Annotated in this window: 20 protein-coding genes; 11 read left to right on the forward strand and 9 right to left on the reverse strand. The window is 71.2% G+C overall.

The genetic code is table 11. The annotated features are described in order from the left end of the window. Positions 1 to 71: 71 nt before the first annotated feature. On the forward strand, positions 72 to 1460 hold the full coding sequence (locus tag AB0I03_RS03075) for an NAD-dependent malic enzyme (protein WP_360405469.1): 1389 nt from the start codon (positions 72 to 74) through the stop codon (positions 1458 to 1460). Positions 1461 to 1647: 187 nt separating this feature from the next. Here the strand turns inward: AB0I03_RS03075 and dapF are convergent, their stop codons facing one another. Further along, positions 1648 to 2430, reverse strand: coding sequence for a diaminopimelate epimerase (gene dapF, locus AB0I03_RS03080; protein WP_360405936.1), 783 nt, complete (start codon positions 2428 to 2430; stop codon positions 1648 to 1650). 50 nt (positions 2431 to 2480) lie between these two features. Between dapF and AB0I03_RS03085 the strand changes: the two genes are divergently transcribed. Both AB0I03_RS03085 and AB0I03_RS03090 read left to right on the forward strand, forming a co-directional pair. Then, complete coding sequence (locus AB0I03_RS03085) at positions 2481 to 3629, forward strand: nicotinate-nucleotide--dimethylbenzimidazole phosphoribosyltransferase (RefSeq protein ID WP_360405472.1); 1149 nt, start codon at positions 2481 to 2483, stop codon at positions 3627 to 3629. A gap of 131 nt (positions 3630 to 3760) precedes the next feature. Further along, complete coding sequence (locus AB0I03_RS03090) at positions 3761 to 6490, forward strand: ATP-binding protein (protein WP_360405475.1); 2730 nt, start codon at positions 3761 to 3763, stop codon at positions 6488 to 6490. 41 nt (positions 6491 to 6531) lie between these two features. Here the strand turns inward: AB0I03_RS03090 and AB0I03_RS03095 are convergent, their stop codons facing one another. Continuing rightward, entirely contained in the window at positions 6532 to 7182 is a 651-nt protein-coding gene (locus AB0I03_RS03095; RefSeq protein ID WP_360405478.1) for an HAD family hydrolase, read from the reverse strand. Between the two features lie 78 nt (positions 7183 to 7260). Here AB0I03_RS03095 and AB0I03_RS03100 point away from each other — a divergent pair, with 78 nt between their 5' ends. Then, positions 7261 to 7743 (forward strand): NUDIX hydrolase, encoded by a 483-nt coding sequence (locus tag AB0I03_RS03100; RefSeq protein WP_360405481.1) that lies wholly within the window; start codon positions 7261 to 7263, stop codon positions 7741 to 7743. Between the two features lie 10 nt (positions 7744 to 7753). Further along, positions 7754 to 8239, forward strand: coding sequence for an NUDIX hydrolase (locus AB0I03_RS03105; protein ID WP_360405484.1), 486 nt, complete (start codon positions 7754 to 7756; stop codon positions 8237 to 8239). Between the two features lie 75 nt (positions 8240 to 8314). Here AB0I03_RS03105 and AB0I03_RS03110 read toward each other — a convergent pair whose 3' ends face one another. Together AB0I03_RS03110 and AB0I03_RS03115 are read right to left on the reverse strand one after the other, a co-directional pair. Continuing rightward, positions 8315 to 9274 (reverse strand): bile acid:sodium symporter family protein, encoded by a 960-nt coding sequence (locus tag AB0I03_RS03110; protein WP_360405487.1) that lies wholly within the window; start codon positions 9272 to 9274, stop codon positions 8315 to 8317. Between the two features lie 201 nt (positions 9275 to 9475). Then, entirely contained in the window at positions 9476 to 11941 is a 2466-nt protein-coding gene (locus AB0I03_RS03115; RefSeq protein WP_360405490.1) for a glycoside hydrolase family 2 TIM barrel-domain containing protein, read from the reverse strand. A gap of 326 nt (positions 11942 to 12267) precedes the next feature. On the opposite strand from AB0I03_RS03115, the gene AB0I03_RS03120 reads away from it, so the two are divergent. Both AB0I03_RS03120 and AB0I03_RS03125 read left to right on the forward strand, forming a co-directional pair. Next, positions 12268 to 13317 carry a LacI family DNA-binding transcriptional regulator gene (locus tag AB0I03_RS03120; protein WP_360405493.1) on the forward strand — a complete coding sequence of 350 codons (1050 nt, stop codon included), beginning with the start codon at positions 12268 to 12270 and terminating at the stop codon, positions 13315 to 13317. A gap of 148 nt (positions 13318 to 13465) precedes the next feature. Further along, the gene (locus AB0I03_RS03125; RefSeq protein WP_360405496.1) at positions 13466 to 14872 is read left to right on the forward strand and encodes a cellulase family glycosylhydrolase; all 1407 of its coding nucleotides are present in this window, start codon (positions 13466 to 13468) and stop codon (positions 14870 to 14872) included. A 75-nt stretch (positions 14873 to 14947) separates the two neighbouring features. Here AB0I03_RS03125 and AB0I03_RS03130 read toward each other — a convergent pair whose 3' ends face one another. Beyond that, positions 14948 to 15163: a hypothetical protein gene (locus AB0I03_RS03130; protein ID WP_360405499.1), complete on the reverse strand. Its 216-nt coding sequence runs from the start codon at positions 15161 to 15163 to the stop codon at positions 14948 to 14950. Positions 15164 to 15379: 216 nt separating this feature from the next. On the opposite strand from AB0I03_RS03130, the gene AB0I03_RS03135 reads away from it, so the two are divergent. Next, positions 15380 to 16669, forward strand: coding sequence for a hypothetical protein (locus AB0I03_RS03135; RefSeq protein WP_360405502.1), 1290 nt, complete (start codon positions 15380 to 15382; stop codon positions 16667 to 16669). A 335-nt stretch (positions 16670 to 17004) separates the two neighbouring features. On the opposite strand, the gene AB0I03_RS03140 is transcribed toward AB0I03_RS03135, so the two are convergent. The 4 genes from AB0I03_RS03140 to AB0I03_RS03155 form a co-directional block, all read right to left on the reverse strand. Beyond that, positions 17005 to 17793 (reverse strand): aminoglycoside phosphotransferase family protein, encoded by a 789-nt coding sequence (locus AB0I03_RS03140; protein ID WP_360405505.1) that lies wholly within the window; start codon positions 17791 to 17793, stop codon positions 17005 to 17007. Positions 17794 to 17830: 37 nt separating this feature from the next. Beyond that, a complete protein-coding gene (ftsY, locus tag AB0I03_RS03145) occupies positions 17831 to 18976 on the reverse strand; it encodes a signal recognition particle-docking protein FtsY (protein ID WP_360405508.1) in 1146 nt (381 codons plus the stop codon). An 81-nt stretch (positions 18977 to 19057) separates the two neighbouring features. Beyond that, on the reverse strand, positions 19058 to 22603 hold the full coding sequence (gene smc, locus AB0I03_RS03150) for a chromosome segregation protein SMC (protein ID WP_360405511.1): 3546 nt from the start codon (positions 22601 to 22603) through the stop codon (positions 19058 to 19060). A gap of 197 nt (positions 22604 to 22800) precedes the next feature. Beyond that, the gene (locus AB0I03_RS03155) at positions 22801 to 22989 is read right to left on the reverse strand and encodes a hypothetical protein (RefSeq protein ID WP_205325179.1); all 189 of its coding nucleotides are present in this window, start codon (positions 22987 to 22989) and stop codon (positions 22801 to 22803) included. 349 nt (positions 22990 to 23338) lie between these two features. Here AB0I03_RS03155 and AB0I03_RS03160 point away from each other — a divergent pair, with 349 nt between their 5' ends. From AB0I03_RS03160 to mutM, 3 genes are all read left to right on the forward strand, one after another. Further along, positions 23339 to 24079: a CAP domain-containing protein gene (locus tag AB0I03_RS03160; protein WP_360405514.1), complete on the forward strand. Its 741-nt coding sequence runs from the start codon at positions 23339 to 23341 to the stop codon at positions 24077 to 24079. Positions 24080 to 24275: 196 nt separating this feature from the next. Further along, the gene (locus tag AB0I03_RS03165; protein ID WP_360405939.1) at positions 24276 to 24899 is read left to right on the forward strand and encodes a response regulator transcription factor; all 624 of its coding nucleotides are present in this window, start codon (positions 24276 to 24278) and stop codon (positions 24897 to 24899) included. Positions 24900 to 24940: 41 nt separating this feature from the next. Beyond that, positions 24941 to 25771 carry a bifunctional DNA-formamidopyrimidine glycosylase/DNA-(apurinic or apyrimidinic site) lyase gene (gene mutM / locus AB0I03_RS03170; protein ID WP_360405517.1) on the forward strand — a complete coding sequence of 277 codons (831 nt, stop codon included), beginning with the start codon at positions 24941 to 24943 and terminating at the stop codon, positions 25769 to 25771. Positions 25772 to 25798 lie beyond the last annotated feature (27 nt).

The following is a 25798-nucleotide window of genomic DNA, read 5'->3' on the forward strand; positions in this document are numbered from 1 at the left end:
CGGCGCTTGCGGGCCATGAAGGAGCATCGCCGGAGGCGCGTCCACGACGAAGTGCACACCTAAGGAGCGGCATGACTGCAGCCCGTCTTCCCAGCGCCGGGTTCTCCATCACGGTCCGATTGGCCCTCTCGGCCGACCCGGGAGCGGCGGGGCGCCTCGCCACCGTCGTCGGGCAGGCCGGTGCGATCGTCACCGCGCTCGACGTGGTCGCCTCCGACAACAAGCGCATGACCGTCGACCTCACCTGCGACACCTCTGATGCGGCGCATGCCGAGCAGGTCACCCAGATCCTGGAGGCGATGCCGGACTTCGACGTGAAGAAGGTCTCCGACCGGACCTTCCTCGTCCACCTCGGCGGCAAGATCGAGGTCACCCCCAAGGTGCCGCTGCGCAACCGCGACGACCTGTCGATGGCGTACACGCCGGGCGTGGCCCGCGTGTGCATGGCGATCGCCGAGAATCCGGACGACGCCCGGCGGCTCACCATCAAGCGGAACACGGTCGCGGTCGTGACCGACGGCTCCGCGGTGCTCGGCCTGGGCAACATCGGGCCCGCCGCGGCGATGCCGGTCATGGAGGGCAAGGCGGCGCTGTTCAAGAAGTTCGGCGATGTGGACGCGTGGCCGGTGTGCCTGGACACGCAGGACACCGACGAGATCGTGAACATCGTGGCGGCGCTCGCGCCCACGTACGGCGGGATCAACCTGGAGGACATCGCCGCGCCGCGGTGCTTCGAGATCGAGGCGCGGCTGCGCGATCGGCTCGACATCCCGGTGTTCCACGACGACCAGCACGGCACCGCGATCGTGGTGCTCGCGGCGCTCACGAACGCGCTGCGCGTGGTGGGCAAGGAGTTCGGGGAGGTGCGGGCGACCATCGTGGGCTGCGGCGCGGCCGGGACGGCGATCATGCGGCTGCTGGAGAAGGCCGGGATCGGCGACATCATTCCGGTCGACCGGGACGGGGCGCTGCACAGCGGCATGGAGACCGACAACGAGACCTGGAAGTGGCTGGGCACGCACTTCAACAAGGGCGACTACTCGGGCGACCTCTCGGGGGCGGTCGAGGGCGCCGACGTGTTCATCGGGGTGAGCGCGCCGAACATCCTCAAGGGGTCGGACGTGGCGAAGATGGCGAAGGACCCGATCGTGTTCGCGCTGGCGAACCCGGATCCGGAGATCAGCCCGACGGAGGCGGCGCGGTACGCGGCGATCGTGGCGACCGGCCGGTCGGACCAGCCGAACCAGATCAACAACGTGCTGGCGTTCCCGGGCGTGTTCCGGGGGTTGCTGGACGCGCAGGCGCGCGACTGGAACGACGATGCGGCGCTGGCTGCGGCGCAGGCGATCGCGGACTGCGTGGGCGCGGAGAAGGTGAACGCGACGTACATCGTGCCGAGCGTCTTCGACCCGAACGTGGCTCCGGCGGTGGCGGCGGCGGTGAAGCAGGCGATGCGCTGACCGCTGCCGATGCTGCCGCTGCGAATGTGACGCGATTAACGCCCCGGGAACCGCTGGTTTCCGGGGTTTTCTGTCGGACCTCCGCGCGACGCTGGAGCCCCACGGTCCCCTCTTGGGAGGGTGGGGGTTTGTGGACGGCCTATTGCCGACGCGCCTCACATTCACCTTTTCGCCGGAAGCCGGCGGCCTAGATCCGGAAGGTGCCTTCGGCGACGATCACGGCCGGGCCGGTGAGGTAGAGGGTCTCGTCGGTGACGGTGATCGTGAGCGTCCCGCCGGGGACGTCCACTTTGCACACACCGGTGGTCTGGCCCGCGTGGCGCAGGGCCACCGCGCCGACCGCGCACGCGCCCGTGCCGCATGAGGCCGTCTCGCCGACGCCGCGCTCATGGACGCGCATCCGCACATGCGGGGCCGCGCCGGTCACGAACTCCACGTTCACGCCCTGCGGGAACACGCCCGCGTCGTAGCGCGGCTGGTGGAAGAGCTCCAGCGCCTCGAGCTCCGCCTCGTCGCCGAGGTGGCACACCAGGTGCGGGTTCCCCATCGACACGGCCTGCCCGGGCCAGGTGAACCCCTCCACGGAAGCCTGCGAGGTCGGCCCGAACTCGGCCGCGCCCATGTCGACCCGCAGCTCATCGCCTTCGACGCGCACGGTCTTGATCCCTGCCCGCGTCGCCACGGGCACCTCCGGGCCCGCCGCGAGCCCCTGCTCGAGCAGGTACCGCACGAACACGCGCACCCCGTTGCCGCACATCTCGGCGATCGAGCCGTCGGCGTTCCGGTAGTCCATGAACCACGCCGCCGCCGGGTCCTCCGAGGGCGCGACGCGCAGCAGCCCGTCGCCGCCGATCCCGAACCGGCGATCGCACAGCAGCGCCACTTGGGCGTCCTTCAGCGGCAGCGCGTCCTGGAGGTCCGGCACGATCACGAAGTCGTTCCCGGTGCCGTGTCCTTTGGCGAAGTCGATGGTGGTCACTAGGCAATTGTGCCCCACGGCTCCCGCGCTAGGCTTCTGCCGTGACTGAGACGACCGACGCCGGACCCCTCGCCGACCTGAAAGCGAAGTTCCCCAACGGGGTGTGGACCACCCGCGCCAACGCGCGGCTCCAGGACGCCCTCATCGAAGGCGCCGGGCTCGGCCGCCTCCAGCCCGCCATCGGGTGGGCCGCCCGCATGCAGGCCACCGAGGCGCCCGTGCCGTTCACCGCACCGCAGATGCTCCTGTTCGCCGGCGAGTACCCGGACGGCTGGGCCGCCGGCGACTACGCGCCCGTCGAAGAGCAGGCCGAAGCCCTGGAGCAGGGCGAAGGGCCGCTCGCCGAGCAGGCCGCCCGCGCCGGACTGCCCCTCACCGTCGTCCGCACCCCCGCGAGCGAGGGCGTCGAGGGTCCGCTCCTGGACGAGACCGAGCTGAACGAGGTCCTGCGACTGGGCCGCGAGAGCGCCGACCGCGCGATCGACGCCGGTGCCGACATCCTCCTCATCGCCGGCCTCGGCGCCGGCGCCGCGACCGCCTCGGTCGCCGTCTGCTCCTTCATCGCCAAGGACGACATCACCACCTACCAGCCGCAGCTGCGCGCCCCCGGCGGTTCGGTCCACGACGCCGCCTGGATGGGCCGCGTCGCCGCCCTGCGCGACCACCTCGCGTTCAACCGCGGCTTCAAACGCAGCCCCGAAGCGCTCGTCACGCGCCTCGCCGGAGCCCAGCTCGGCGCGATGGCGGCGGCGATCTTCACCGCCGCCACCCGCTCCACAGCGATCCTCATCGACGGCCCGGCCGCCATGGCCGCCATGATGATCGCCCGCGACTTCGGCCTCGCCGCCCCGAAGTGGTGCTACGCGCCGAACCGCTCCACCCACCCGGTCGTCGTCAAGCTCGCCAAGCAGGGCGGCCTCGCCGACGACCTCGGCTTCGAACTCGACCTCCCCGACGCTGCCGCGCTCCCCCTCGGCTGGGACCTCATCCAGACGGGCCTGCGCCTCTCGCAGTCACTCCCGATGCCCGCCAAGGAAGAACCGGAGCCGGAACCGGAGACCACGGCCGCCGCATCCACCGCAGCGGCCACCGCCGACGTCACGGCGGCCGAGGAGACCGGCGCCGCGACCGACCCGACGGAGCTGGCCGCCCAGACCGAACCGGCCGAAGAAAAACCCGCCGAAGCCTGAACGTGAAGGCGCTCGCCGCAACCGGCGAGCGCCCAGCACCTCAGTAACCGCTGCCTGCAGTGCCGACGGCGGGCCGCGGCCCGGTGGTATGACCAGTGGAAATGTCGGCCCTGCCAGTAGACTCGGCCGACATGACCGCCGCTCGGCTCCTCCGTGCCCTCGCCGACCTCGCCCCCGCGCCCGCCCCCGCGCAGTCCAATCAGGACTCACTACGCGACCATCTCGGGAAGCAGCACGTGTGGAGCCCCGAACTGGGCACCGTCCGGGGAGCGGGCGAACTGGCGAAGTACGACGAGCTCCACCACGATGAGCGGCTGCTGCGACAGGGCTGGGGCGTCGTCGTGGCCCGCACCGAGGTCGACGGCAAGCGGCGGCGCATCCGCGTTCCGCTCGTCAGCCGGCCGGTGCGGCTCCGAGCGGCCCCGGCGGGATCCGCAATCCAGGAAGTGGTTCCGGCCGGTGACGTCCAGGTCCACGAGGCGCTGGCCGGGACCGATTTCGCCGCGCGGCTCGAAGCCGTGTTCGACCCGGAGCGCAGCGCGGAAGTCCTGCAGGACCTCGCCTGGCTCCGGCAAGCGGCCGAGGCCGCCGGATTCCCGGATGCCGTGCTCTGGCACATTCCACCGCAACGCGACCGGGACCGGCTCCTCGTCGTCGTCGAAGCAGTGGTCTACATCGCGGCCGACCAGGTGCCGACACCACTGACCTCCGGCCTTCGCGCTTGGGCCGAGCGGCCGGAGCTCGATGCCACCGCGTTCGCCGCGATGTACGACCCGGCCGACGCCGAACCCGAAACGGACCCGCGCCCGCCGCAGTGCCCGCTGCCGCTCAGCCGCGAGCAGAGCGCGGCCGTCGTCCAGGCCCGCACCGCCCCGGTCACCGTCGTCGCGGGCGCGCCCGGCTGCGGCAAGAGCCACACCCTCGCCGCGATCGCCTTGGACGCCATAGCGAACGGGCAGTCCGTGCTCATCGCCACCCAGTCCGTGCACGCCGCCGACGTCCTCGCCGAACTCCTCGACCGCCACCCCGGACCGCTGCCCGTCCACTTCGGCGACTCCGAGCGCCGGGAGCGGTTCCTGACCAGGCTCGGCACCGGGACCGCCAAGGGCCACTGGCGCCGTACGGTCGAACGGCAGCGGGAGGCCGCCGCCGAAGCCGCCGAGTACGCCGCGCGCATCGAAACGGAGATCGCGACCTGGCTCGACCTCGAGTCCCGGCGCGGCCGCGTGCAGGACCTGCCGCTGTTCCTCCTCGACGACTTCCCCGGACTCCGCGACGCCGACCTCGACGAGGCCGACCGGCTCCTCGCCCGCGCCCGCCGCGACGACGGCTGGTGGCAGCGGCTCCGCGCCCGGCTCGCCGCCAAGCGGCTGCATCGGATCGCGGGCGCCGCCGGCAGCACCACCGCGCTCGCCCGGGCGCTCCGCACGGCACGCGACCAGCGCGACGCCGCCCGCCTGGCCGCCGCCGGAGGGCTGCGGCTCGCGCCGCTGTGGAGCAGCCTCGAATCCGCGGACGCCCATGCGGCCCAGACGATCGGACGCTCACTGCACCTCGATTCCGGCTCAGCCGACCGGCGCGGCTCGGCCGCGCGCCGAGCGCTGGCCGAGCTGGGGACTGCGCTGCGCAGCGGCAGCCGCCCGCAGCGCCGGGCGCGGCTGGAGAGCGTCGACGTCGCGGCGCTGCTGCGGGCCATGCCGTTGTGGATCGGCACGGTGGCCGATGTCGAGGACGTGCTCCCGGCTCGGGCCGGCATGTTCGACCTGGTGATCCTCGACGAGGCCTCCCATATCAACCAGGTGCGCGCGGCCCCGGTGCTCGCCCGGGCCCGGCGGGCGGTCGTCGCGGGCGATCCCCGGCAGCTGCGGTTCGTGTCGTTCGCCAGCGCCGCGAAGACTGCTGACGTCCTAGCGAAGCACGGCATCGCGGATCGCTTGGGGCAGTTGGACATCGGCAAGGTGAGCGCCTACGACCTGGCGTGCGGGGCCGGCCCTGTCGTGGAGTTGACCGAGCATCACCGCAGCGTGCCGCACCTGATCGGGTTCTCGGCCGCGAAGTTCTACCACGGCCGGGTCAAGCCGATCACCACCCATCCGCGCAACCACGAGGCGGACGCCATCTCGGTGCACCGCGTCGCGGCGCAGTCCTCTCAGGAGGGTGTGGTCGAAGCGGAGGTCTCGCGCGCGCTCGAGCTGCTCGCCGAGCTCGTCGATTCGGGTGCGACCGGGCTGGCCGTCATCTCGCCGTTCCGGGCGCAGGCCGAGGCGATCGAGGCGGGCATTCTCAAGCGCTTCGACCTGGAGACCATCCGCCGCCACCGCATGCGGGCCGGCACGGTGCACGCATTCCAGGGCAGTGAGGCGGAGACGGTGGTCATCGCCCTCGGTGTGGCCGAAGGCGATGCGGCGGGCCGCCGACGTTTCGCGGCCGGGCCGAACCTGTTCAACGTGATGATCACGCGGGCGCGCAAGCACCTGCACGTGGTCACCGCGGTGGGCGACCCGGACGGCCTGATCGGCGAGTTCCTGCGGTATGCGGACCGGCCCCCGCGTTCACCTGGGAACGGTGATGCGGTCGGGAAGTGGACGGCGAAGCTCGCCGATGCGCTGGAGGGCGCGGAAGTGCCGGTGCGCCAGGCGTATCCGGTCGGGCATTGGACGCTGGACCTGGTGGTGGGCGATGCCGAGGAGGCGATCGGCGTGGTCGCCGAGGTCCACCCCGAGGGCCCGGGCGCGCACATCGCCCGGCACCGGGCGCTGCGGCGTGCGGGATGGCGGATCGAGGAGGCCTTCCCGTCGGCGTACGGCGACGACCCGTCGCGGGCCGCGCTCGACCTGCTCGCCGAGGTGCGGGCTCGCTGAGGAGCGTTGCCCTGGTCCTGCTTGCGGGCCGGTCCGGGCGTTCACGAGTTCGCGTTCGCGGCGTGTTCGAGAGCCGCGGCGGCGGAATCGGCGGTGTGCGTCGGGGCGTACTCGGCCTGGGACCATTCGCGGCCGAGGTGGAGCCACACGCTGTGCAGGCCGAGCCGGTGCGCGCCGAGGATGTCGGCGTCGTCGCGGTCGCCGATCATCCAGGCCCCGTCGAGGGTGGCGCCGACGGTTGCGGCGGCCGCGTGGAAGATCCCGGGTTCGGGCTTGCGGGATCCTACGCCTTCGCTGACCACGGTGGCGTCGACGAGGCGGTCGAGTCCGGATGCCTTGACCTTGCCGGTCTGCTGCGGCACGGCCCCGTTGGTGACGATCACGACCTGGTGCCCGGCCGCGCGGATCGCTTGCAGCGCAGTGACGGTGGGCTCGGTGACTCGGGCGTGCTCGCGGGCGCCGCGGCGGAGGAAGTCGATGACCGCGTCCTCGTCGAGTCCGATCGGGTAGCGCTCGATGATCGCCTGCGCGACAGTGGACCGCGTGGCGTACCCGGAGGCGTCGACGGACATTACCCAGTCGGCGTCCTCGGCCGGAAGCCCGTGCGCGGCCAGGAACTCGGCCACACCGAGCCGGAACGCCCCGTCGCGGTCGATGAGGGTGTTGTCCAGGTCGATCATCAGGAGCGTCATGCGCTGGATGCTACGGATCACTGCACCCCTGGGCAAACGCGTTCCCACCGCGCCGCCCGCGCCCGGTAGCTTCAGTCCATGACGCAACTCCCCCAAGCGGTCCTCGACGGTTTCGCGACTTCCTACGCCGTGGTGTGCGCGTTCGCCACCGATCCGGAGGGGCGGGTGCTCGTCGTCAAGCCGACCTACCGCCCGGAGTGGCAGTTCGTCGGCGGGATGGTCGACCGCGGCGAGGCGCCGCACGAGGCGTGCGCGCGGGAGATCAAGGAGGAGATCGGCATCGACCTCCCGGTCGGCGACCTGCTGTTGCTCGACTACGTCCCGGCCCACGGGTTCGTCTCGGCGCCGATGACGATCTACGTCTTCGACTGCGGCACGGTCCAGGACCCGGCGCAGATACGCCTGCAGGCGGACGAGATCGAATCCTTCGCGTGCCTTCCCACCGAGGAGGCCGCCGCGAGGTTCCACCCCACCAACCGCGCCCGCATCAACCTGGCAGCAGAGGCCCGCCGCGCCGGCCGCACCGTCTATGCGCCGCATGGCGACCCGATGCCTCGGTAAGGTCGGCCCCATGCCTCCTAAGGAACTGACGCCGCCGGACCAGTGGCTCGAGGGCCGCCCGAAGCACCTCGCGGCGGCCGGTGCCCTGCTCACCGATGCCGAGGGCCGGGTCCTGGTCGTGAAGCCGAACTACCGCGACCACTGGCTCTTCGTCGGCGGCCAGCTCGATGAGGGCGAGACCCCTGAGCAGGCTTGCCGACGCGAGGTCAAGGAGGAGATCGGCCTCGACGTGGCACTCGGCGAACTCCTGGTGGTCGACTGGACGCCGCCGACCCGCGCCCGGCTGCTCCCACTGGTCGTCTTCATTTTCGACGGCGGCACCGTCGACCCCGCCCGGATTCGCCTGGACCGCGAGGAACTCGACGAGTTCCGTTTCGTCGCCGTCGCGGAGTCCCTCGAACTCCTGTCGGTGAACGGGCGTCGCCGCATGCCGGTGGCGGTCGACGCCAAGCGGACAGGCAACACCCGCTACCTGTCCGTCGGCGCCCGGCCATAGCTGCGGCTCGAACCTTCATGCGCAACGCGAAGGGGGCCCCGCGGTCACAGCCGCGGGGCCGCCATCAGGATCGGCTCACGCCTCGATCGGCTCGCGGTCCTCGTCCTGGGCGTCCTTCGCGGGACGGCGGGACCAGTAGGCCGCCAGCAGCGACCCGGAGATGTTGTGCCACACCGAGAACACCGCGGCGGGCAGGGCCGCGACCGGGTTGAAGTGGGCCGTCGCCAGCGCCGCGGCGAGGCCGGAGTTCTGCATGCCGACCTCGATGCTGACGGCGCGCCGGCCGGCCACGGGCATGCGGCCGAGTTTCGCGAGCACGTAGCCGAGTGCGAGGCCGAAGCCGTTGTGCAGCACCACGGCCAGGACGACGAGCGCGCCGACCTTGAGCAGCGCGTCGGCGCTGCCGGCGACGACCGCCATGACCACGAGGGTGATGCCGAGGACCGACACGAGCGGCAGCGCGTCGAGGACCTTGTCGATCAGGCGCGGCGCGAAGCGGCGCAGCAGCAGGCCGACCACGACGGGCACCAGCACGATCTGGATGATCGAGACGAACAGCGAGCCCGCGTCGACGGGCAGGAACTCGCCCGCGAGCCAGAGCACCAGGAGCGGCGTGAGGAGCGGGGCGAGCAGGGTCGAGACCGAGGTCATCGCGACCGAGAGCGCCGTGTCGCCTTTGGACAGATAGACCATGGCGTTCGAGGCCGTGCCGCCGGGTGCGGAGCCGACGAGGATCATGCCGACGGCCAGCATCGGCTCCATGTCGAAGGCCTGCGCGAGGCCGTATCCGACGAGGGGCATCACGAGGTACTGGGCGACGACGCCGACGACCACGGCCCACGGCCGCTTGCCGATGATCACGAAGTCCTTGGGCCGCAGGGTCATGCCCATGCCGAGCATGATGACCATGAGGAGGTACGGGACGGCCGGGCCGAGCGGGGCGAAGGTGCTGGGGGCCGCGAAGGCGACCGCCGCCGCCGCGAGCACGATGGCGGGCAGCCATGTGCCGGTGAGGGCGCTGATCCGTTGCAACATCTGGGGTATCGCTTTCTGCTGGGACCGCTGGAGCGTCATTGCCGCTGAGCAGGGGCGCGAGGGGTGATGGGCGGACGCGGGACGGCAGACACTCTACTCGCCAACCGAGGATTGGGAATCTGATTCCCAGATGGTGGATCGCGATGCGTAGGAAACGGGCGCGCGGGCGGCTTGAAGGAGCCGCCCGCGCGCCCGGATCGTTCAGTCGTTGATCGCGCGCAGCACCGGCTTGCCGGTCAGCGCCCGCTGCAGCTCGGGCGAGGCCGCGATCTTCTCGCTCTGCACCGTAAACACCACGTGCTCGCCCGGGACGAGGGTGACGAGCGCCTTGTCCACCACCGCATCCGGGTCGAGGCGGTCGGCGAACAGGCACAGGTCGCGGAGCACGCTCTCGGCGTGCACGGTGACGGCCACGCCGCCGTCGACGAGGGCGATCCCGGTGGAGAACCGGGCCTTCGGCCAGTCCATGTCCTTGTCCTCCTTGGTGAACCAGGTCGCGCGCGGAAAGTCCTCGCGGCCGGTCAGGAGGAATTCGCCGTCCTTCGGGATCGCGCCCGGCTCGAGTTCGAGCACGGCCGTGTCGCGCGGGTCGATCTCCATCTGCACGAGCGCCCGGCCGATGATGCGGCCCTCGGCGTTGCACTTCCAGAAGCCGATCACGCCGGTCCAGGCCTCGGCGGCGTCGTTGACCACCACCATGTTCAGCCCGTCGCCTTCGGGCTGGAAGGTCACGAAGCGGTCGGCGAAGCCGTCGCGCAGCGCGTACCAGAGCGGCTTCGGCCGCTCCTCGCCGTCGATCGCGGCCCACGAGGTGACCGGCCAGCAGTCGTTGAGCTGCCACACGACCGCGCCCGAGCAGTACGGGGCGAGCGAGCGGAGGTACTCGATGCCCAGGCGCACCGCACGGGCCTGGTTGACCTGCGTGAAGTACAGCCAGTCGTCGAAGTCGCGCGTGGGCGGCAGGTGGGCGTCGAGGCCGGCCTGGAGCTTGTCCTGGCCGCGCTCGGCCTTCTGGTGCCACAGCATGGCCGGGCTGTCGGGGACGAGCGGTTCATCGGTGACCATGCGCCGCACGGTGGCCCAGGTGGGCGGCGCCTGGTAGCCGAACTCGGCCACGAAGCGCGGCTTCCAGTCGCGGTAGTGGACGTAGTCGCGCTCGTTCCACACGTCCCAGATGTGGACGGAGCCGTGCGCCTGCTCGTTCGGGTGCAGTTCGCGCGCCCCGGAGTAGGGGCTGCCGGGCCAGTACGGCCGGGTGCCGTCCACTTCGGATACGAGCTTGGGGAGGAGGTCGTGGTAGTAGCTCGCGCCCCAGGTCCGCGAGCCCAGGTCGCCCTGCCAGTCCCAGTCGTGCCAGCCCCAGAGGTTCTCGTTGTTGCCGGTCCAGGTCACCAGGCTCGGGTGCGGGGCGAGGCGGGCGAGGTTGTCGCGGGCCTCGGCCTCCACTTCGGACCAGAACGGCTCCTCTTCGGGGTACGCGGCGCACGCGAACGCGAAGTCCTGCCCGACGAGCAGGCCGAGCCGGTCGCAGAGCCGGTAGAAGTCCTCGGACTCGTAGACTCCGCCGCCCCACACGCGGACGTAGTTGACGCCGGCCGCGACCGCCTGGCGCAGGCGGCGCTCGATCCGGGCGGTGTCGATACGGCCGAACAGGGCCTCGTCGGGGATCCAGTTGACGCCCTTGATCCAGACGGCCTCGCCGTTGACCTGCAGGCGGTAGGGCCGGCCGTCGTCGTCGGGCTCAGTGTCGAGTTCGACCGTGCGGAAACCGATCTGGCGCTCCCACTCGTCGAGCACGGTGCCGCCGGAGCGCACGGCCACCGAGGCGGCGTACAGCTCCAGGTCGCCGTGGCCGCGCGGACGCCAGAGGCCCGGGTCCTCGACCTCGAGCCGCACGGTCGCACTGTCGGCTCCGGCCGGGACCCGGAGGACGGCCTCGGCGACGACCTCGCCGTCCGCGGCCTCCCGAGCGAGAGTGCAGGCGAGCTCGATGTCCGCGTCCGCGGCCTGCTGGAGCCGGACGTCGAGCTCGACGATGCCCGTGCCGTCCGCAAGGGAGACCCGCGGCACGACCGCGTCGATGCGCGCGGTCTTCCAGCACTCCAGGCGCACCGGCCGCCAGATCCCGGCGCCGGCGAGGTTCGGGCCCCAGTCCCAGCCGAAGTTGCAGGCGGCCTTGCGGATGAAGTTCCCAGGCTCGGGGTAGGCGTTCGGACGGTCGCCGAGCCGGTCGCGCTGCGCCTCGGCATAGGCGTACGGGGCGGTGAAGTGCACTTCGAGTTCGTTGGCGCCCTCAAGGACCAGGTCGCGCACGTCGAAGCGGTAGCGGCGGTGCATGTTCGCGGTCTCGCCGACGACGGTGCCGTTGAAGCTCACCCGGGCGACCGTGTCGAGCCCGTCGAAGGCCAGCTCGATCCCGTCCCAGTCCGCGGCTGCGCCGTGTGCGGCGGTCCAGTCGAAGGAGGTCCGGTACGTCCAGTCGTGGCGGCCGACCCAGGCCAGCCCGCGCTCGGCCTCGTCCACGTACGGGTCGCCGACGAGTCCGGCGGCCAGCAGGTCGGCGACCACTTCGCCGGGCACCGAGGCCGGGATCGCCTCGACGGTCACCGGGGCCCCGGGGTCGCCGGTGACGGTCCAGCCGTCGTGCAGGGTTCGCTTGGCGCTCAAAGAGACTCCTATGCCTTGGGTAGCGAGCGGTGGAGAACACCACTGTCGGCAGCGTAACCAGCGGCGGCTCGCCCAGGGACGCGCCCGTCGGACCAATGCCGCACGAGGTCCGCGACAGAGTATCGCTTAACCGGATAAGTAGCGTCAACCGCCGACGCCAGCGCGCGCGCCGGCGACGCCTTGACCGGACCGTCGCCGCATTGCGATCATGGGCTTCGGGCCGGTCGATCACCACGGCTGAACCGGTTCGCTCATATCGTGCGCTACAGTCTGGAAACCGGCGCTCGACGCGAGTCCGCGCCCAGTGCCACTCGAGAGGACCACCGATGACCAGGCGAGTCACCATCGCCGACATCGCCGCCGCGGCGGGCGTGTCGAAGGGCGCGGTCTCCTACGCCCTCAACGGGAGGCCCGGCGTCTCGGAGACCACCCGCACCAAGATCCTCGCCATCGCCGCCGAGATGGGCTTCGTCCCCAACCGCGCCGCCCGCTCCCTCTCCGTCTCGTCCGCGCAGGCTGTGGGCATCGCGCTGCGCCGCTCCGCGCGCACCATCGGCATCGAGCCGTACTTCATGGAACTCATCAGCGGCATCGAGGCCACCCTCTCGGCCGGGTCGTTCGGCCTCACCCTCCAGATCGTGGGCACGGTCGAGGAGGAGCTGGAGGTCTACCGGCGGTGGTGGGCCGAGCGGCGCGTCGACGGCGTGTTCCTCTGCGACATCGGCACCAGCGACCAGCGGCTCGACTTCATCGCCGACCTCGGGCTGCCCGCCGTGGCCGTCGGCGGCCCGATTGAAGGCGCGCGGTTCCCCGCGGTCTGGCACGACGACGTCGAGCCCAGCCGCGACATCCTCGAGTACCTGTACACCCTGGGCCACCGGCGCGTCGCCCGCGTCGCGGGCATCCCCGGCCTGCTGCACACCGCGATCCGCGACAAGGCGTACGACGACACCGCGGCGGACCTCGCCTTCGAGTCCGTCACCACCGTCCACAGCGACTACACCGGCGAGCAGGGCGCCCAGATCACGCGGCGCCTGCTGTCATCCGCCAAGCGCCCCACCGCGATCGTCTACGACAACGACGTCATGGCCGTGGCCGGCCTCGGCGTCGCCCACGAACTCGGACTCGAGATCCCCGAGCAGCTGTCGCTCGTGGCCTGGGACGACTCGCAGCTGTGCCGCCTCACCCACCCGGCGCTCACCTCGCTGACGCGGGACATCCCGGCGTACGGCGCCAAGTGCGCCGAGGTCCTCATGTCCCTCATCGGCGCGGCCACCGAGACCGCCCCGAAGAGCACCGAGACGCGAGCTTTCTCGGTTCAGTGCAAGCCCGCTCAGCTCTCGCCCCGCGGCTCCACCGGCCCCGCGCAGACCTGAGCCGCCGCCGCGGTAAATACCGCGGTCACGGCCCGTGGTCAGGTCAATCTCACGGCACGTCTTGAACCTCATCAATATTTATGGTTCTCTATGTTGGGATGAAGATTAACCGATTCATCTCACGCCTGAACCTACAGATGGGATCGACATGGACATCGGCACCCCCAACGCCGCCCCGGCACGGCGTCGACAGTCACGCCGCCGCATGCGCAAGTGGCTCACGGCCCTCGCCGCCGCCCTGGCCGTCGTCTTCGCGGGCGTCTGGCAGCTGATCCCCGCGAGCGCGCAGCAGACCGGGGGCTTCTCCATCGAGGGCACGCAGCTCATCGACGCCAACGGCAACCCGTTCGTCATGCGCGGCTCCACCCACCCCGACGTCTGGTACCAGAGCGAGTTCGCGAGCTTCGGCGAGCTCAGCGACCTCGGCGCCAACACCGTCCGCGTCGTCCTCGGATCGGGCCTGCGCAGCTGGGGCGCGACCAGCCCCGCGCGGGTGCAGCAGATCGTGGACGAATGCAAGGCGCAGCAGCTCATCTGCGTCCTGGAGGTCCACGACACCACCGGCTACGGCGAGGACGCCGCCGCGATCACCCTGGACCAGGCCGTCACCTACTGGGAGAGCGTCCTCAGCGTCCTCGAGGGCGAGGAGGCCTACGTCCTCATCAACATCGGCAACGAGCCGATCGGCAACAACAACCCGCAGCAGTGGACGCAGGCCACGGTGAACGCAGTGGACCGCATGCGCGACATCGGCTACGAGCACACCCTGGTCGTGGACGCGCCGTCCTGGGGCCAGGACTGGGCCCACGTGATGCGCGACAACGCGCCCACCGTGGCCGCGGCCGACCCGCTCGGCAACACGCTGTTCTCGGTGCACATGTACCAGGTGTACGGCACCCCGCAGACCGTCATCGACTACTTCGACGCGTTCGAGGAGATGAACCTGCCGCTCATCGTCGGCGAGTACGCCGACACCCACCAGGGCTCCACGGTCGCCTGGGCGACCATCCAGTCCGAGGCGCAGGCGCGCGGCATCGGCTGGATCGCCTGGTCGTACTCCGGCAACAACGACCCGATCCTCGACCAGGTGCTCGGCTTCGACCCGAACCGGATGACGACCTACGGCGAGCGGGTCTTCAACTCCCAGTACGGCATCGGGAACACCGCCGAGCGCGCCAGCGTCTTCGGCGACGACCCGGGACCGACCACCCCGACGACGAGCCCGACGGGCGAGCCGACGACCGGCGGGCCGACCGAAGGCGACTGCACCGCCAAGATCACCGTCGCCGGCTCGTGGGGCACGGGCTGGCAGGGGAACGTGAGCGTCACCGCCGATCAGGGCGCGGTGGACGGCTGGCGTCTCACCTGGACGTGGGCCGGGTCGACCCGGATCACGAGCAGCTGGAACGCCGACCTCACGGCCTCCGGCGCGAACGTGATCGCGGAGGACGTGGGCTGGAACGCCGCCGTCGCGAGCGGCCAGACCCGCGAGGTCTTCGGCTTCATCGCGTCCAGTCCGACCGGCACGCCGACAGTGACCTGCGAAGCGATCTGATCCCGACATGACGAACGGGCGGCGGACCAGATGGTCCGCCGCCCGTATTCGCGTGTGTGCCGTTCCCGACCGGTGCTAGCCGTTCTTCGTCGGCAGCTGGAACTTGCCGGGTCCGCCCTTCGGCATCTGCGAACGGACGCCGCCCTTCTTGTTGCCGATGGGCTGGTGGCCGGTCTTCTCGGCCTTCTTCCCGCGGGCGAGCGCACGGCGCTGCTCGCGGTTCAGGGGCTCCTCGGCGGTGTCTTCGGTTGCTTCTGCGGCTTCTTGGGCCTTGGGAGCTTCGGCGGTCATACGCTTCCCCTTTTCGGGTAGAGAGTGAAGAGACGTGAGCGCGAAACGGAGTCTGACTCTACGTCTCGAGAACTTGGCACTCAGTCGTATTGGCGGCCTCATCGCAGGAGGCGGCCGAATCTCTTCTAAAAGATCATGCGGCCCACTCTAGCGGAGGTGCGGACGCGGCACAACAACGTTTGCGAGCGGCGTGCCGGTGACTCTACCCTCATACGCATGACCCAGCCCCGTCAGCGCAGCGCGCCGGCCGACCACCCGCACGGCCGGCGCGGCACGCCGCCCGCGCCCAGCCCGGCGAAGCTCGCGCGCGTGCGCACCGTCGCGCAGGACGCCATGCGCGGCGCCCGCTGGTGGACGCTCCTGGACCTCGAGCGGATCCTGCGCGGCGACACCGAGTTCTGGCGCGACCTCTGGGCCCCCTCGCTCGCCATCGCCGCCCACAAGGTCGGCCTCAAGAACGCCCGGTCGCGGCTCGACGAGGCGATCGACGCCGGGTTCCACCAGACCGACCTGTTCGAGCCCGAGCTCTCGGCCGCGTTCGGCGCGGATCCGGACTGGGCGGCGGTGATGGAGCGCGCCCGCGCGAACGTGCCCCGCCCGGCGCTGCGGCTCACGGCCTGGCCCGAGCCGGGGCGGGCCGCGCCGCTGCGCCTCGACCGCGCCGAGGCCCACCGCGAACCGCAGCTGCCGCCGCGCCTGCCGCAGCCCCGTGCGGGGGCCTGGGAGACGGCGAAGGCCCTGCTGGGGTGGACGGCAGGATTGTGGCGGCACGCGAACGCGCGCATCAATGCGGGCGACGCGCTCGACGTCCTCGAGCAGGTCGCCAACGGCGCGCGCTACTCCTGCGTGGAGTACTCGATCGTGCTCGCGCAGGGGCTCAACGCGCTCCGCGTCCCCGCCCGCCGGGTGTGGCTGCGGCGCGGCGACTACCACGACGGTGTGGGCCAGGGCCATGCCGTGGCCGAGGCCTGGATCGACGACCTCGACCAGTGGGTGCTGCTCGACGGCCAGCACGGCGCGTACTGGGCCGACGAGAACGGGAAGCCGCTGAGCCTGCCCGAACTCCAAGCGCGCGAACGGCCCGCGCGGCCGGTCCACGTGGGGCCGCGCGCGCCGATGAAGGACCCGGGCCTGTGGGCGGCGTACTTCGCGCACGCCTCGGTCACCGGGATCGCGTGGGAGCCCGAGGGCTTCGTGCCCGTGTTCCAGGACGGCCAGGTCCTGGCGACCGAGCGGCTGGTGCGCGACAGCGCCGAGGCCTACCCGCGCCTCTCCGACCTCGCGATCGGCGTGACCGCACTTGACGGTGCGCCGGCCGTGGAGCTGAAGCCGGTGCACCCGTACGCGATCGGCGGCTCGTGGAACGGCGAAGCGATCATCGCGCAAGGCCGGCAGCGCTTCGCGCGCGCGCTGGACCGCGAGCCGGGCGAGCACCGCGCGGCGCTGGCGGCCGTGACCGCTTACGGCCCCTTGGCCTCCCGCGAACTGCGCTGGACCGCGAGCTGAAACCGGGCTTGAGCCGCAATGGGTTTCGCGTGCCGAGCCGTAAGAGATATTGACATTTGCCTATCTATTGACAGGCAAGCGCTCGCACGGTAGGTTTGCTTCACTTCCCTCAAAACCATCAAGAAGCCGCACCCGGCGGCGCCTCCCCAGACCAGCGGATCGCTGCGCATCCGCACGGTTCCCTTTGGGAGCGCTCCATTCGTGCGGTCCGCGGTGCCCGCTCCCAGGTTTCGCGGCAAGGGCGAAGACCCCCGGCTCCCGGCTCGTCGGCGGGTCTTCGTCACGGAGGACAGGCTCGAAGCGAGCACGCTCGAACGGCACTGCCGAACGCGGGCCTACCGCAGCGCCTCGTCGAGGATGTACCGCTCAGCGTCCAGGAGCCGCAGGTCCCGCGCCGGCCGGCGCAGGTGGCCCTTCTCCACGATCCGCTCGAACGCGGGATCGCCCGCCTGGGCCATCCGCCGGATGCCCTCGATGTGGTCCACGATCCGCTTGCGGATCACCTTGATGAACCGCTGCCGGTCCCGGTCGGAGAGCCCGTACGCGTCCGCGAACATCCGCAGCCGCCGCGCCCGGTCGGGTTTCTTCCAGCCCAGCGTGACCGAGTCCCGGTCCGTGAAGATCGGTACCCACGTCCAGGCCGCGTACGCGACGTCGTAGATCCGCGCGCCGGGGCTCGCCAGGTCGAAGTCGATGAGCGAGAGCGTCCCGTCCGGCCGCCAGACCACGTTGTGCGGAGCGGCGTCGTGGTGGCAGATGACCTCGGTGTCCGGCGGCGGCGGCCCGAAGGACCGCCAGGTGGCGCCCTGCGGCGGCCGGAAGCCGTACTGCGCGTCGTGGAACATCCGCAGCATCTTCGCGACCGCGCTCATCGTCTCGTCGGTCGTCCAGTGCGGCGCCAGCGGGTACTTGCCCGGCTCGCCCTCGACGAACGAGAGCACCTCCCGGGCGTGCTCGTCGATGCCGAGCACCCGCGGCGCGCCCGTGAAGCCGGCGCCGTCCAGGTGCCGCAGGAGCGAATGCACCGCGGGAGTCCAGGGTCCCGTGTTCCGGCGGACCGTGTCCCCCAGGCGGACGACCGTGCTCGTGTTGCCGCCGATCAGCGGAATCTCGTCTTGGCTCACCGGTCCCCGCAGTGCCTGCCGTCTTCGTTAAGGGGTGTCAGGACTCGGCGCCGTCGACAATCGCATCGACGAACGCTCCGACTTCGAACGGGGCCAGGTCGTCCGGCCCCTCCCCGAGTCCGACCAGCTTAACCGGTACCCCCAACTGCCGCTGAACCGCGATCACGATCCCGCCCTTGGCCGAGCCGTCGAGTTTGGTGAGCACGATGCCGGTGACGTCGCAGACCTCGCCGAAGACCTTCGCCTGCTGCAGGCCGTTCTGGCCGGTGGTCGCATCGAGCACCAGCAGGGTCTCGGCGACCGGGCCCTGCTTCTCGACGACCCGCTTGACCTTGCCGAGCTCGTCCATCAGCCCGGCCTTGTTCTGGAGCCGCCCGGCGGTGTCGATGAGCACGACGTCGGCGCCCTCCTCGGCCCCGGCCTTCACCGCGTCGAACGCGACCGAAGCGGGGTCGGCGCCCTCGCCGCGGCGCACCACCTTGGCGCCCACACGCGAGCCCCAGGTCTCCAGCTGCTCAGCGGCGGCGGCGCGGAACGTGTCCGCCGCGCCCATGAGCACGGTCTTGTCCTCCGCGATGAGCACGCGGGCCACCCGGCCGCAGGTCGTGGTCTTGCCCGAGCCGTTGACACCGACCATCATGATCACGGCCGGGCCCTCGCCCGAGGGCGAGACGGTGGCGATCGAGCGGTCCAGCTCCGGTTCGAGCACGGCGGTGAGCTCGGCCTTCAGCAGGCGGCGCAGCTCCTCCGGATCGCGGGTGCCCAGGACCTTCACCCGCTCGCGCAGGCTCTCGACCACCGCGGTCGTGTCGGCCATGCCGACATCCGCGCCGAGCAGCGTCTCCTCGACCTCGTCCCACACGTCGTCGTCGAGCTTGTCGCTCGCCAGGAGCGCCAGCAGGCCCTTCCCGAGCGCGTTGTTGGAACGGGCGAGGCGCGAGCGCAGCCGCACCAGGCGGCCTTCGACGGGCTCGGGCTTCTCAATGGCCGGAGCCGCCGGCTGCGGCCCCTCGTCCTTGGGGGCCTCGGCTTCCGGCTCAGCCTGCTTCGGGGCCTCGACCTGCGGCTCCTCGGCCGGCGCCTCGACCGCCTTCGAGCGGGAAGCGCGCACACCGACCACGATGCCGACCAGCGCCGCGATCACGACGACGGCCGCGACCACCCAGATCCACAGGTTGTCCACAGGAAAGTCCTCCACCAGAGCTTCAGTCGCACGGATGCGACCGGGCAGTCGCACACGTGCAACCACTGTACTGGGGGCCGGTCAGTCCTCTTCGCGGGAGAACTTCTGGCTGATGACCTGCGTGACACCCGCGCGCATCGTCACGCCGTACAGCGCGTCGCCGATCTCCATCGTCCGCTTCTGGTGCGTGATGATGAGCAGCTGCGAGTTCTCCTGCAGCCGCCGCAAGAGGTCCAGGAGGCGGCCGAGGTTCACGTCGTCGAGCGCCGCCTCCACCTCGTCCATCAGGTAGAACGGGCTGGGGCGGGCGCGGAAGATCGCGACCAGCAGCGCCAGCGCGGTCAGGGACCGCTCGCCGCCCGAGAGCAGCGAGAGCCGCTTGACCTTCTTGCCGGGCGGGCGGGCCTCGACCTCGACGCCGGTGTGGAGCATGTCGTCGGGGTCGGTGAGCAGGATGCGGCCCTCGCCGCCGGGGAAGACCGTCTGGAAGACGTTCTCGAACTCGCGCGCGGTGTCCGCGAAGGCCTCGGCGAAGACCTGCTGGATGCGGTCGTCCACTTCCTTGACGACGGTGGTGAGGTCGGCGCGGGTCTTCTTGACGTCCTCGAGCTGCTCGTTGAGGAACTTGTAGCGCTCTTCGAGGGCCGCGAACTCTTCGAGTGCGAGCGGGTTGACCTTGCCGAGGAGCTTGAGTTCGCGCTCGCCGCGGGCGGCGCGCTTCTCCATGGTGGGGCGGTCGAACTCGTAGGGCTCGGGTTCGGGCCCGCCCTTCTCCAATGCGGCGCTGACCTCTTCGGCGCTGGGCGGCACGAGCTGGTCGGGGCCGTACTCGGCGAGGAGGGTCTCGATGTCGACGCCGAACTCGGCCCCGGCCTTCTCTTCGAGCTGCTCGATGCGCAGGCGCTGCTCGGCGCGGGCGACCTCGTCGCGGTGCGCGGCGGAGGTGATGCGCTCGAGTTCGGCCGCAGTGGCCCCGGCGCGGTTGCGGAGGTCGGCGAGGGCGGCTTCGCGGCGGGTCTGCTCGGCGGCGACGCGGTCGCGTTCGATCGCCGCGGCCTCGAGGGAGTCGGTGAGCGCGACGCCGGCGTTCTCGGCGGCCTCGGCGACGAGCGCGGCGACTTTCGCCCCGCGGGCGCGGGCGGCGCGGCGGGCTTCGGCGCGGGCGCGCGCGGCGCGCTCGGACTGGGCCTGGCGGGCGAGGGCGTCGGCGCGGCCGGCGAGCGCGGAAGCGCGCTCTTCGGCGGTGCGGACGGAGAGGCGCGTCTCCATCTCGTTCTGGCGGGCGGCGTCGAGCGCGCGGGAGAGGACGTCGCGCTCGTCGGTGGAGGGCTCCTCGATCGCGGGCAGCGATTCGAGTTCCTCAAGCCGCGCTTCGAGCTCGGTGAGACCGGCAGTGTCGGTCTCGCGGGCGGCCTGGGCGCGGTCCTTGGTCTGCTGGAGGCGGGCGACCTCGGCTTCGGCGCTGCGGGCGGCGGCGCCGAGTTCGGCGAGGCGGCGGGCGACGACGCTGTGCGCGGCCTCGGCCTGGCGCTGGGCGGTGCGCACCGCCTCGGCGGCGGCCTCGGCTTCGGCGTGGGCCTCGCGGGCGGCCTCGTACTGCTCGCGCAGCTGCGCGGCGAGGGATTCCGAGGCGAGCTTGCGGTCGCGGGCCTCGTCGACGGCGGCCTGGATCTCGATGTAGGACTGGGCCTTCGCGGAGCCGCCGAACGCGGTCGCCGCCCCGAGGACGTCGCCCGCGCGGGTGACGGCGGTGAGATGCGGGTGGGCGTCCACGATGGCGCGGGCGGCGTCGAGGTCGTCGGCGACCACCATGCCGGCGAGGACCGCGCGGACCGTGGAGGCGAGTTCGGCGGGGGCCGAGACGGTGTCGGCGACGGCCTTGTATCCACTGGGGATGTCCACATGTGAGTGCGCGCCTGCGACGACGAACCCTGCTTGTCCCCCGTCTTCGTCGCGGAGGAACTTGAGCGCCGCTGCGGCGCTGGCGGGGTCGGTGACGGCGATGGCGTCGGCGAGGCGGCCGAGGGCGGCGGCGAGCACGGCCTCGTAGCCGGGTTCGACGGTGAGGAGGGCGGCGACGGAGCCGAGGACGCCCGGGGCGGCGTCGGCGCGGGCGAGGAGTGCGGCGGCGCCGTCCTTGCGGCGCAGACCCACCGCGAGCGCCTCCTCGCGGGCGGCCCACTGGGAGGCTTCGCGGTCGGCTTCGCGCTCGGCGGCCTGGAGGCGGTCCGCTTCGGCCTTGGCGGCGGCGACGCGGGCCTTCGCTTCGGCGACGGCCTCGTCGAACTCGGTGTTCGATTCGACCGCTTCGTGCTCGGCCTCGGCTTCGGCATGGGCCTCGGCGGCGGCTTCGGCGCGTTCGCGGGCTTCGGCGAGCGCGATGCTGGCGCGTTCGAGTTCTTCGGCGGCGGCGGCGGTGCGGGTCTGGAGGGAGTCGACGCGGCCGCGCAGGGTGGCGAGGGCTTCGCGGCGCTCGGCGGCGGCCTTCACGGCGGTGACGATGCGCTGCTCGGCTTCCGAGAGCGCGGCCTCGGTCTCCTCGCGGGCCTCCACTGCGGAGGAGAGCCGCTCGGAGTCCTCGGCGATGGACTCGCGCAGCTCGATCTCCTGCTCGCGGATGCGCTCGGCCTCGGTCTCCAGGACTTCGGGGTCGCGTCCGGCGCGGTCGTCCCCGGCGTCCTCGGAGAGGTAGCGGCGGCGCTCGGCGGCGAGCTGGGCGGTCGAGCGCAGGCGTTCGGCGACGGCCTGGAGGCGGTACCAGGTCTCCTGGAGGCGGGCCAGGCGCGGCTTGTCGGCGGCGTGCGCGGCCTCGACCTCGGTGACCTGGGCGCCCAGGCGCTCGTGCTCCTCGGCGAGGACGTCCTTGCGCTCTTTGAGGGCCTCTTCGTCGGCGAGGTCCTTGGCGATGTTGCCGCGCAGGGACGTGAGGTCGTCGGCGAGGAGGCGCAGGCGGGCCTCGCGCAGGTCCATCTGGATGGTCTGGGCGCGGCGGGCGAGTTCGGCCTGGCGGCCGAGCGGCTTGAGCTGGCGGCGCAGCTCGCCGGTGAGGTCGGCGAGGCGGTCGAGGTTGCCCTGCATGCCCTCGAGCTTGCGGAGGGCCTTCTCCTTGCGCTTGCGGTGCTTGAGGACGCCGGCGGCCTCCTCGATGAACGCGCGGCGGTCCTCGGGGCGGGCGTGCAGGTAGGAGTCGAGCTTGCCCTGGCCGACGAGGACGTGCATCTCGCGGCCGATGCCGGCGTCGGAGAGGAGGTCCTGCACGTCGAGGAGGCGGCAGCGGTCGCCGTTGATCTCGTACTCGCCTTCGCCGGAGCGGTACATGCGGCGGGTGATCGAGACTTCGGAGTAGTCGATGGGGATGGCGCCGTCGGAGTTGTCGATCGTCAGCGTGACCTCGGCGCGGCCGAGGGCGGGGCGGCCGGTGGTGCCGGCGAAGATGACGTCCTCCATCTTGCCGCCGCGCAGGGACTTCGCGCCCTGCTCGCCGAGGACCCAGGCGATGGCGTCGACGACATTGGACTTCCCGGAGCCGTTCGGGCCCACGACGCAGGTGATCCCCGGTTCGAAACGCAGGGTCGTGGCCGAGGCGAAGGACTTGAAGCCCTTCAGCGTGAGGCTCTTCAGGTACAACGGTCGCTCCGGGCTGGTGTGCGTCGCTTCTGTGCGGGACCGTCCCAGCCTACAAGGCCGCCATCGGGGAGAGGGGTATATCAAAGGCCCCAAAGGGGACGAACTCGGGAGGGCCGGCGCGGCTTTCAGGGGCGGACATGACAATGCGCGCCGGCTGTATCAGCAGGCGCGCCGTTCTTCCGTTGTCGCGAGACGACTTAAGTCAACGCGGGCTCTTGCAGCCGCATCAACTCCTCGACATGATCGTGCTCGATCTCGTCTTCCCGGGCCCGGAGCTCGGCGAGCTCGGACTCGAGGTTGCGTACTCGCGCGCGTAGCTGGACCACTTCTTCGAGCAGGCGCTTGTTGGGAGCCTGGCCGATGTGGCCGTAGAGGGCTTTCGCCATGGTTTCTCCTTGCGATCACGTCGACTGGTGGCGTTGGCGTACGCACCATGAAAACGTCGCATTTGCTGAGTGAATTTTTTTAGTCGCTGGGGCCGATTGCCCCTAGCCGGACCAGTGGAGCACGGCTCGTGAACACTGGCCGTCTCCTGACATCATCCGCCTGATCGACGGTTCTCGTCAAGCTTTGCACATGCTTTGCCCATCGGATTCGACGGGGGTCACACTCGTGGGGGGTGCCTCACGTCTGAGCACGGGCGATCTGCTTCGTGCACGAGGCGCGCAAACCTGGTAGGGTCCCGGAAAATCCGAACGATTTACACGTAACCCCACGTGACGAGGCCCTACCCCCATGCGAAGACTCCAGGGCGGACGCCACCGCGACCGCGCCGAGCACCGCCGCCGGATGCTCATGCTGATCCCCGCGGTCTTCGGTCTCACGGCCGGTGCGACCTCACTGTGGGCGCTCGGATCGCCACTCGACGGCCTCGCCGCCTCCGGCGACGCCCCCACCACAGCCCAGGTCGAGACCACCCTCCCGGAGGACCCCACCTCGCCTGAGTCCCCGGCGCTCGACGCCCCCAGCGAAGCCGCCATGCGCACGCAGGAGGCCGAGGAGGCCCCCACCACCGAGACCCCCGACGCGACCACCGCGGCCCCCACCCAGGCGGACGACGGCGAGTCCGACGACGATGACGACCAGGGCGGATCCAGCGAGTACGCCGACACGGAGGCGGCCGTGGCCGACCTCGTCGACGCCGAACGCGCCGAGGCCGGCTGCGATCCCCTCGAACGCGACGCCCGCCTCGACGCCGCCGCGCGCCTCCACGCCGAGGACATGGCCGCCAACGACTACTTCGACCACACCTCGCAGGACGGCCGCGGCCCCACCGAACGCGCCGCCGAGCAGGGCTACGAAGGCGGCGTCGGCGAGAACATCGCCGCGGGCTACCCCGACGCCGCGTCCGTCATGGAGGGCTGGATGAACTCCGAAGGGCACCGCGCCAACATCCTCAACTGCGATTACAGCGTCCTCGGCGTCGGTGTCGCGGACCGGAGCGGCACCCTCTACTGGGTCCAGAACTTCGGCTGAGACGACCCCGTTTCGGGGCATTGACGGGCCAGCATTATCGCAGGTGAACCCTGCTGGAACCTCTTTCTGTCGTCCATCCGACTCAAGCCTGGACTGAATGATTACCAACAGTCATGCTGGGATGGCCGCCCGCTGAGGCGCGCATCTGGGGAGGCGACCAAAAAACCTGAAGGACGAGGTGCCAACCGTGCGTGTCATGCTGTACGACCCGAATCAGGTCTTCTCCGCCAGCATTCGACCCCTGCTCCACCGACGCGGTGACATCCCAGTCGAGGCCAGGAGCGCGAAAGCGCTCGTGGCGGCGGATGCGCAGATCGACTGCTGCCTGGTCGCACTCGAAGCGGTCTCCCGCAACCGGGTGCTGACCGACTGCAAGAGACCGGTCTTCCTCATCACCGACCGCGACGACGGCTCGGTCCTCCGCAAGGCCGTCTCGGTCTCGGCCGCCGGAATAGCCAATACGCACATCATGCCCGGCGATCTGCTCGAAGCCATCGACCGCGGGCTCCTCAGTCCGCCCTACTACGATCCGCAACTGCTGCGCGCGGCCCTCCAACCGGCCCCGCTCCTCGGCGAGCACGACGCGCTCGAACTCGCACACCACCTCACGCCGAGAGAGGACGACGTCCTGCGCCGCATCGTGCGCGGCGAACCGACCGCCCAGATGGCCACCCAGATGGGCGTCTCCGTCTCCACCGTCCGCTCCCATGTCCAGAACGTGCTCGGCAAGCTCGGCGTGAACTCGCGCCTCGCCGCCATCGCCTTCGCCATCAACTACGGCCTCGACACCGTCAGGGAGAAGCACCCGCAGCTCAGCTGAGCCGCGGCGGCGGGGCGCAGCAGAGGGCTCATACTTGAGGAGTGCCAGAGCTTCCCGAAGTAGAGACCGTCCGCCGCGGGGTCGACGAGGCCTTCCGCGGCGGGCGCATCCGCACCGTCGAGGTGTACAACCCCCGCACCGTGCGCCGCCACGCCACCGGCATCGCCGATTTCCAGCTGAGCCTCACGGGCCTCCAGGTCACCGGCAGCGGACGGCGCGGCAAGTTCATGTGGCTGACCCTCGATGACGGCCGCGCGCTCGTCTGCCACCTCGGCATGAGCGGCCAGCTGCACGTCGTCACCGCCGCACGCGCGGCGCACAAGCACCTGCGCGGCCGCATCGGGTTCGCCGACGCACGCGAGCTGTGGTTCATCGACCAGCGGACCTTCGGGTACTGGGACCTCGTGGAACTCGACGGCGCGGTCCCGAAGACCATGGCGCACATCGCCCCGGACGTGTTCGAGGCCGAGTTCGACGCCGGCGCGGCCGCCGAGCGGCTGCTGCGGCGCACCATCGAGGTCAAGAAGGCCCTGCTCGACCAGACGTGGATCAGCGGGGTCGGGAACATCTACGCCGACGAGGCGCTGTGGCGTGCGCGGCTGCGCGGCAGGCGCAGCGGCGACTCCCTCTCGAAGCGCAAGGCCCTCGAGCTGCTCGGGCATGTCAAGGACGTGCTCACCGAATCGCTCGCGATCGGCGGCACCTCGTTCGACGAGCTGTACGTGGACGCCCGGGGCGAGGCCGGGTACTTCGCCCGCGAACTCGCGGTCTACGGCCGCGCGGGCCAACCGTGCAAGCGCTGCGGCACCCCGATCAGACGCGAGGTCATCGGCGACAGGTCCGCGCACTACTGCCCGAAGTGCCAGCGATAGCGAAAGGGCGGAACCGGAGAACCGGTT

It is taken from the genome of Glycomyces sp. NPDC021274 (genome assembly GCF_040641195.1).
GTDB lineage: Bacteria > Actinomycetota > Actinomycetes > Mycobacteriales > Micromonosporaceae > Glycomyces.

Excerpts from the sequence above, each read along its gene's own strand:
- AB0I03_RS03075 (WP_360405469.1), top strand. The coding sequence starts at position 72 with ATGACTGCAGCCCGTCTTCCCAGCGCCGGGTTCTCCATCACGGTCCGA.
- AB0I03_RS03090 (WP_360405475.1), top strand. The coding sequence starts at position 3,761 with ATGACCGCCGCTCGGCTCCTCCGTGCCCTCGCCGACCTCGCCCCCGCG.
- AB0I03_RS03095 (WP_360405478.1), bottom strand. The coding sequence starts at position 7,182 with ATGACGCTCCTGATGATCGACCTGGACAACACCCTCATCGACCGCGAC.
- AB0I03_RS03100 (WP_360405481.1), top strand. The coding sequence starts at position 7,261 with ATGACGCAACTCCCCCAAGCGGTCCTCGACGGTTTCGCGACTTCCTAC.
- AB0I03_RS03105 (WP_360405484.1), top strand. The coding sequence starts at position 7,754 with ATGCCTCCTAAGGAACTGACGCCGCCGGACCAGTGGCTCGAGGGCCGC.
- AB0I03_RS03110 (WP_360405487.1), bottom strand. The coding sequence starts at position 9,274 with ATGTTGCAACGGATCAGCGCCCTCACCGGCACATGGCTGCCCGCCATC.
- AB0I03_RS03120 (WP_360405493.1), top strand. The coding sequence starts at position 12,268 with ATGACCAGGCGAGTCACCATCGCCGACATCGCCGCCGCGGCGGGCGTG.
- AB0I03_RS03125 (WP_360405496.1), top strand. The coding sequence starts at position 13,466 with ATGGACATCGGCACCCCCAACGCCGCCCCGGCACGGCGTCGACAGTCA.
- AB0I03_RS03130 (WP_360405499.1), bottom strand. The coding sequence starts at position 15,163 with ATGACCGCCGAAGCTCCCAAGGCCCAAGAAGCCGCAGAAGCAACCGAA.
- AB0I03_RS03135 (WP_360405502.1), top strand. The coding sequence starts at position 15,380 with ATGACCCAGCCCCGTCAGCGCAGCGCGCCGGCCGACCACCCGCACGGC.
- AB0I03_RS03155 (WP_205325179.1), bottom strand. The coding sequence starts at position 22,989 with ATGGCGAAAGCCCTCTACGGCCACATCGGCCAGGCTCCCAACAAGCGC.
- AB0I03_RS03160 (WP_360405514.1), top strand. The coding sequence starts at position 23,339 with ATGCGAAGACTCCAGGGCGGACGCCACCGCGACCGCGCCGAGCACCGC.
- AB0I03_RS03165 (WP_360405939.1), top strand. The coding sequence starts at position 24,276 with ATGCTGTACGACCCGAATCAGGTCTTCTCCGCCAGCATTCGACCCCTG.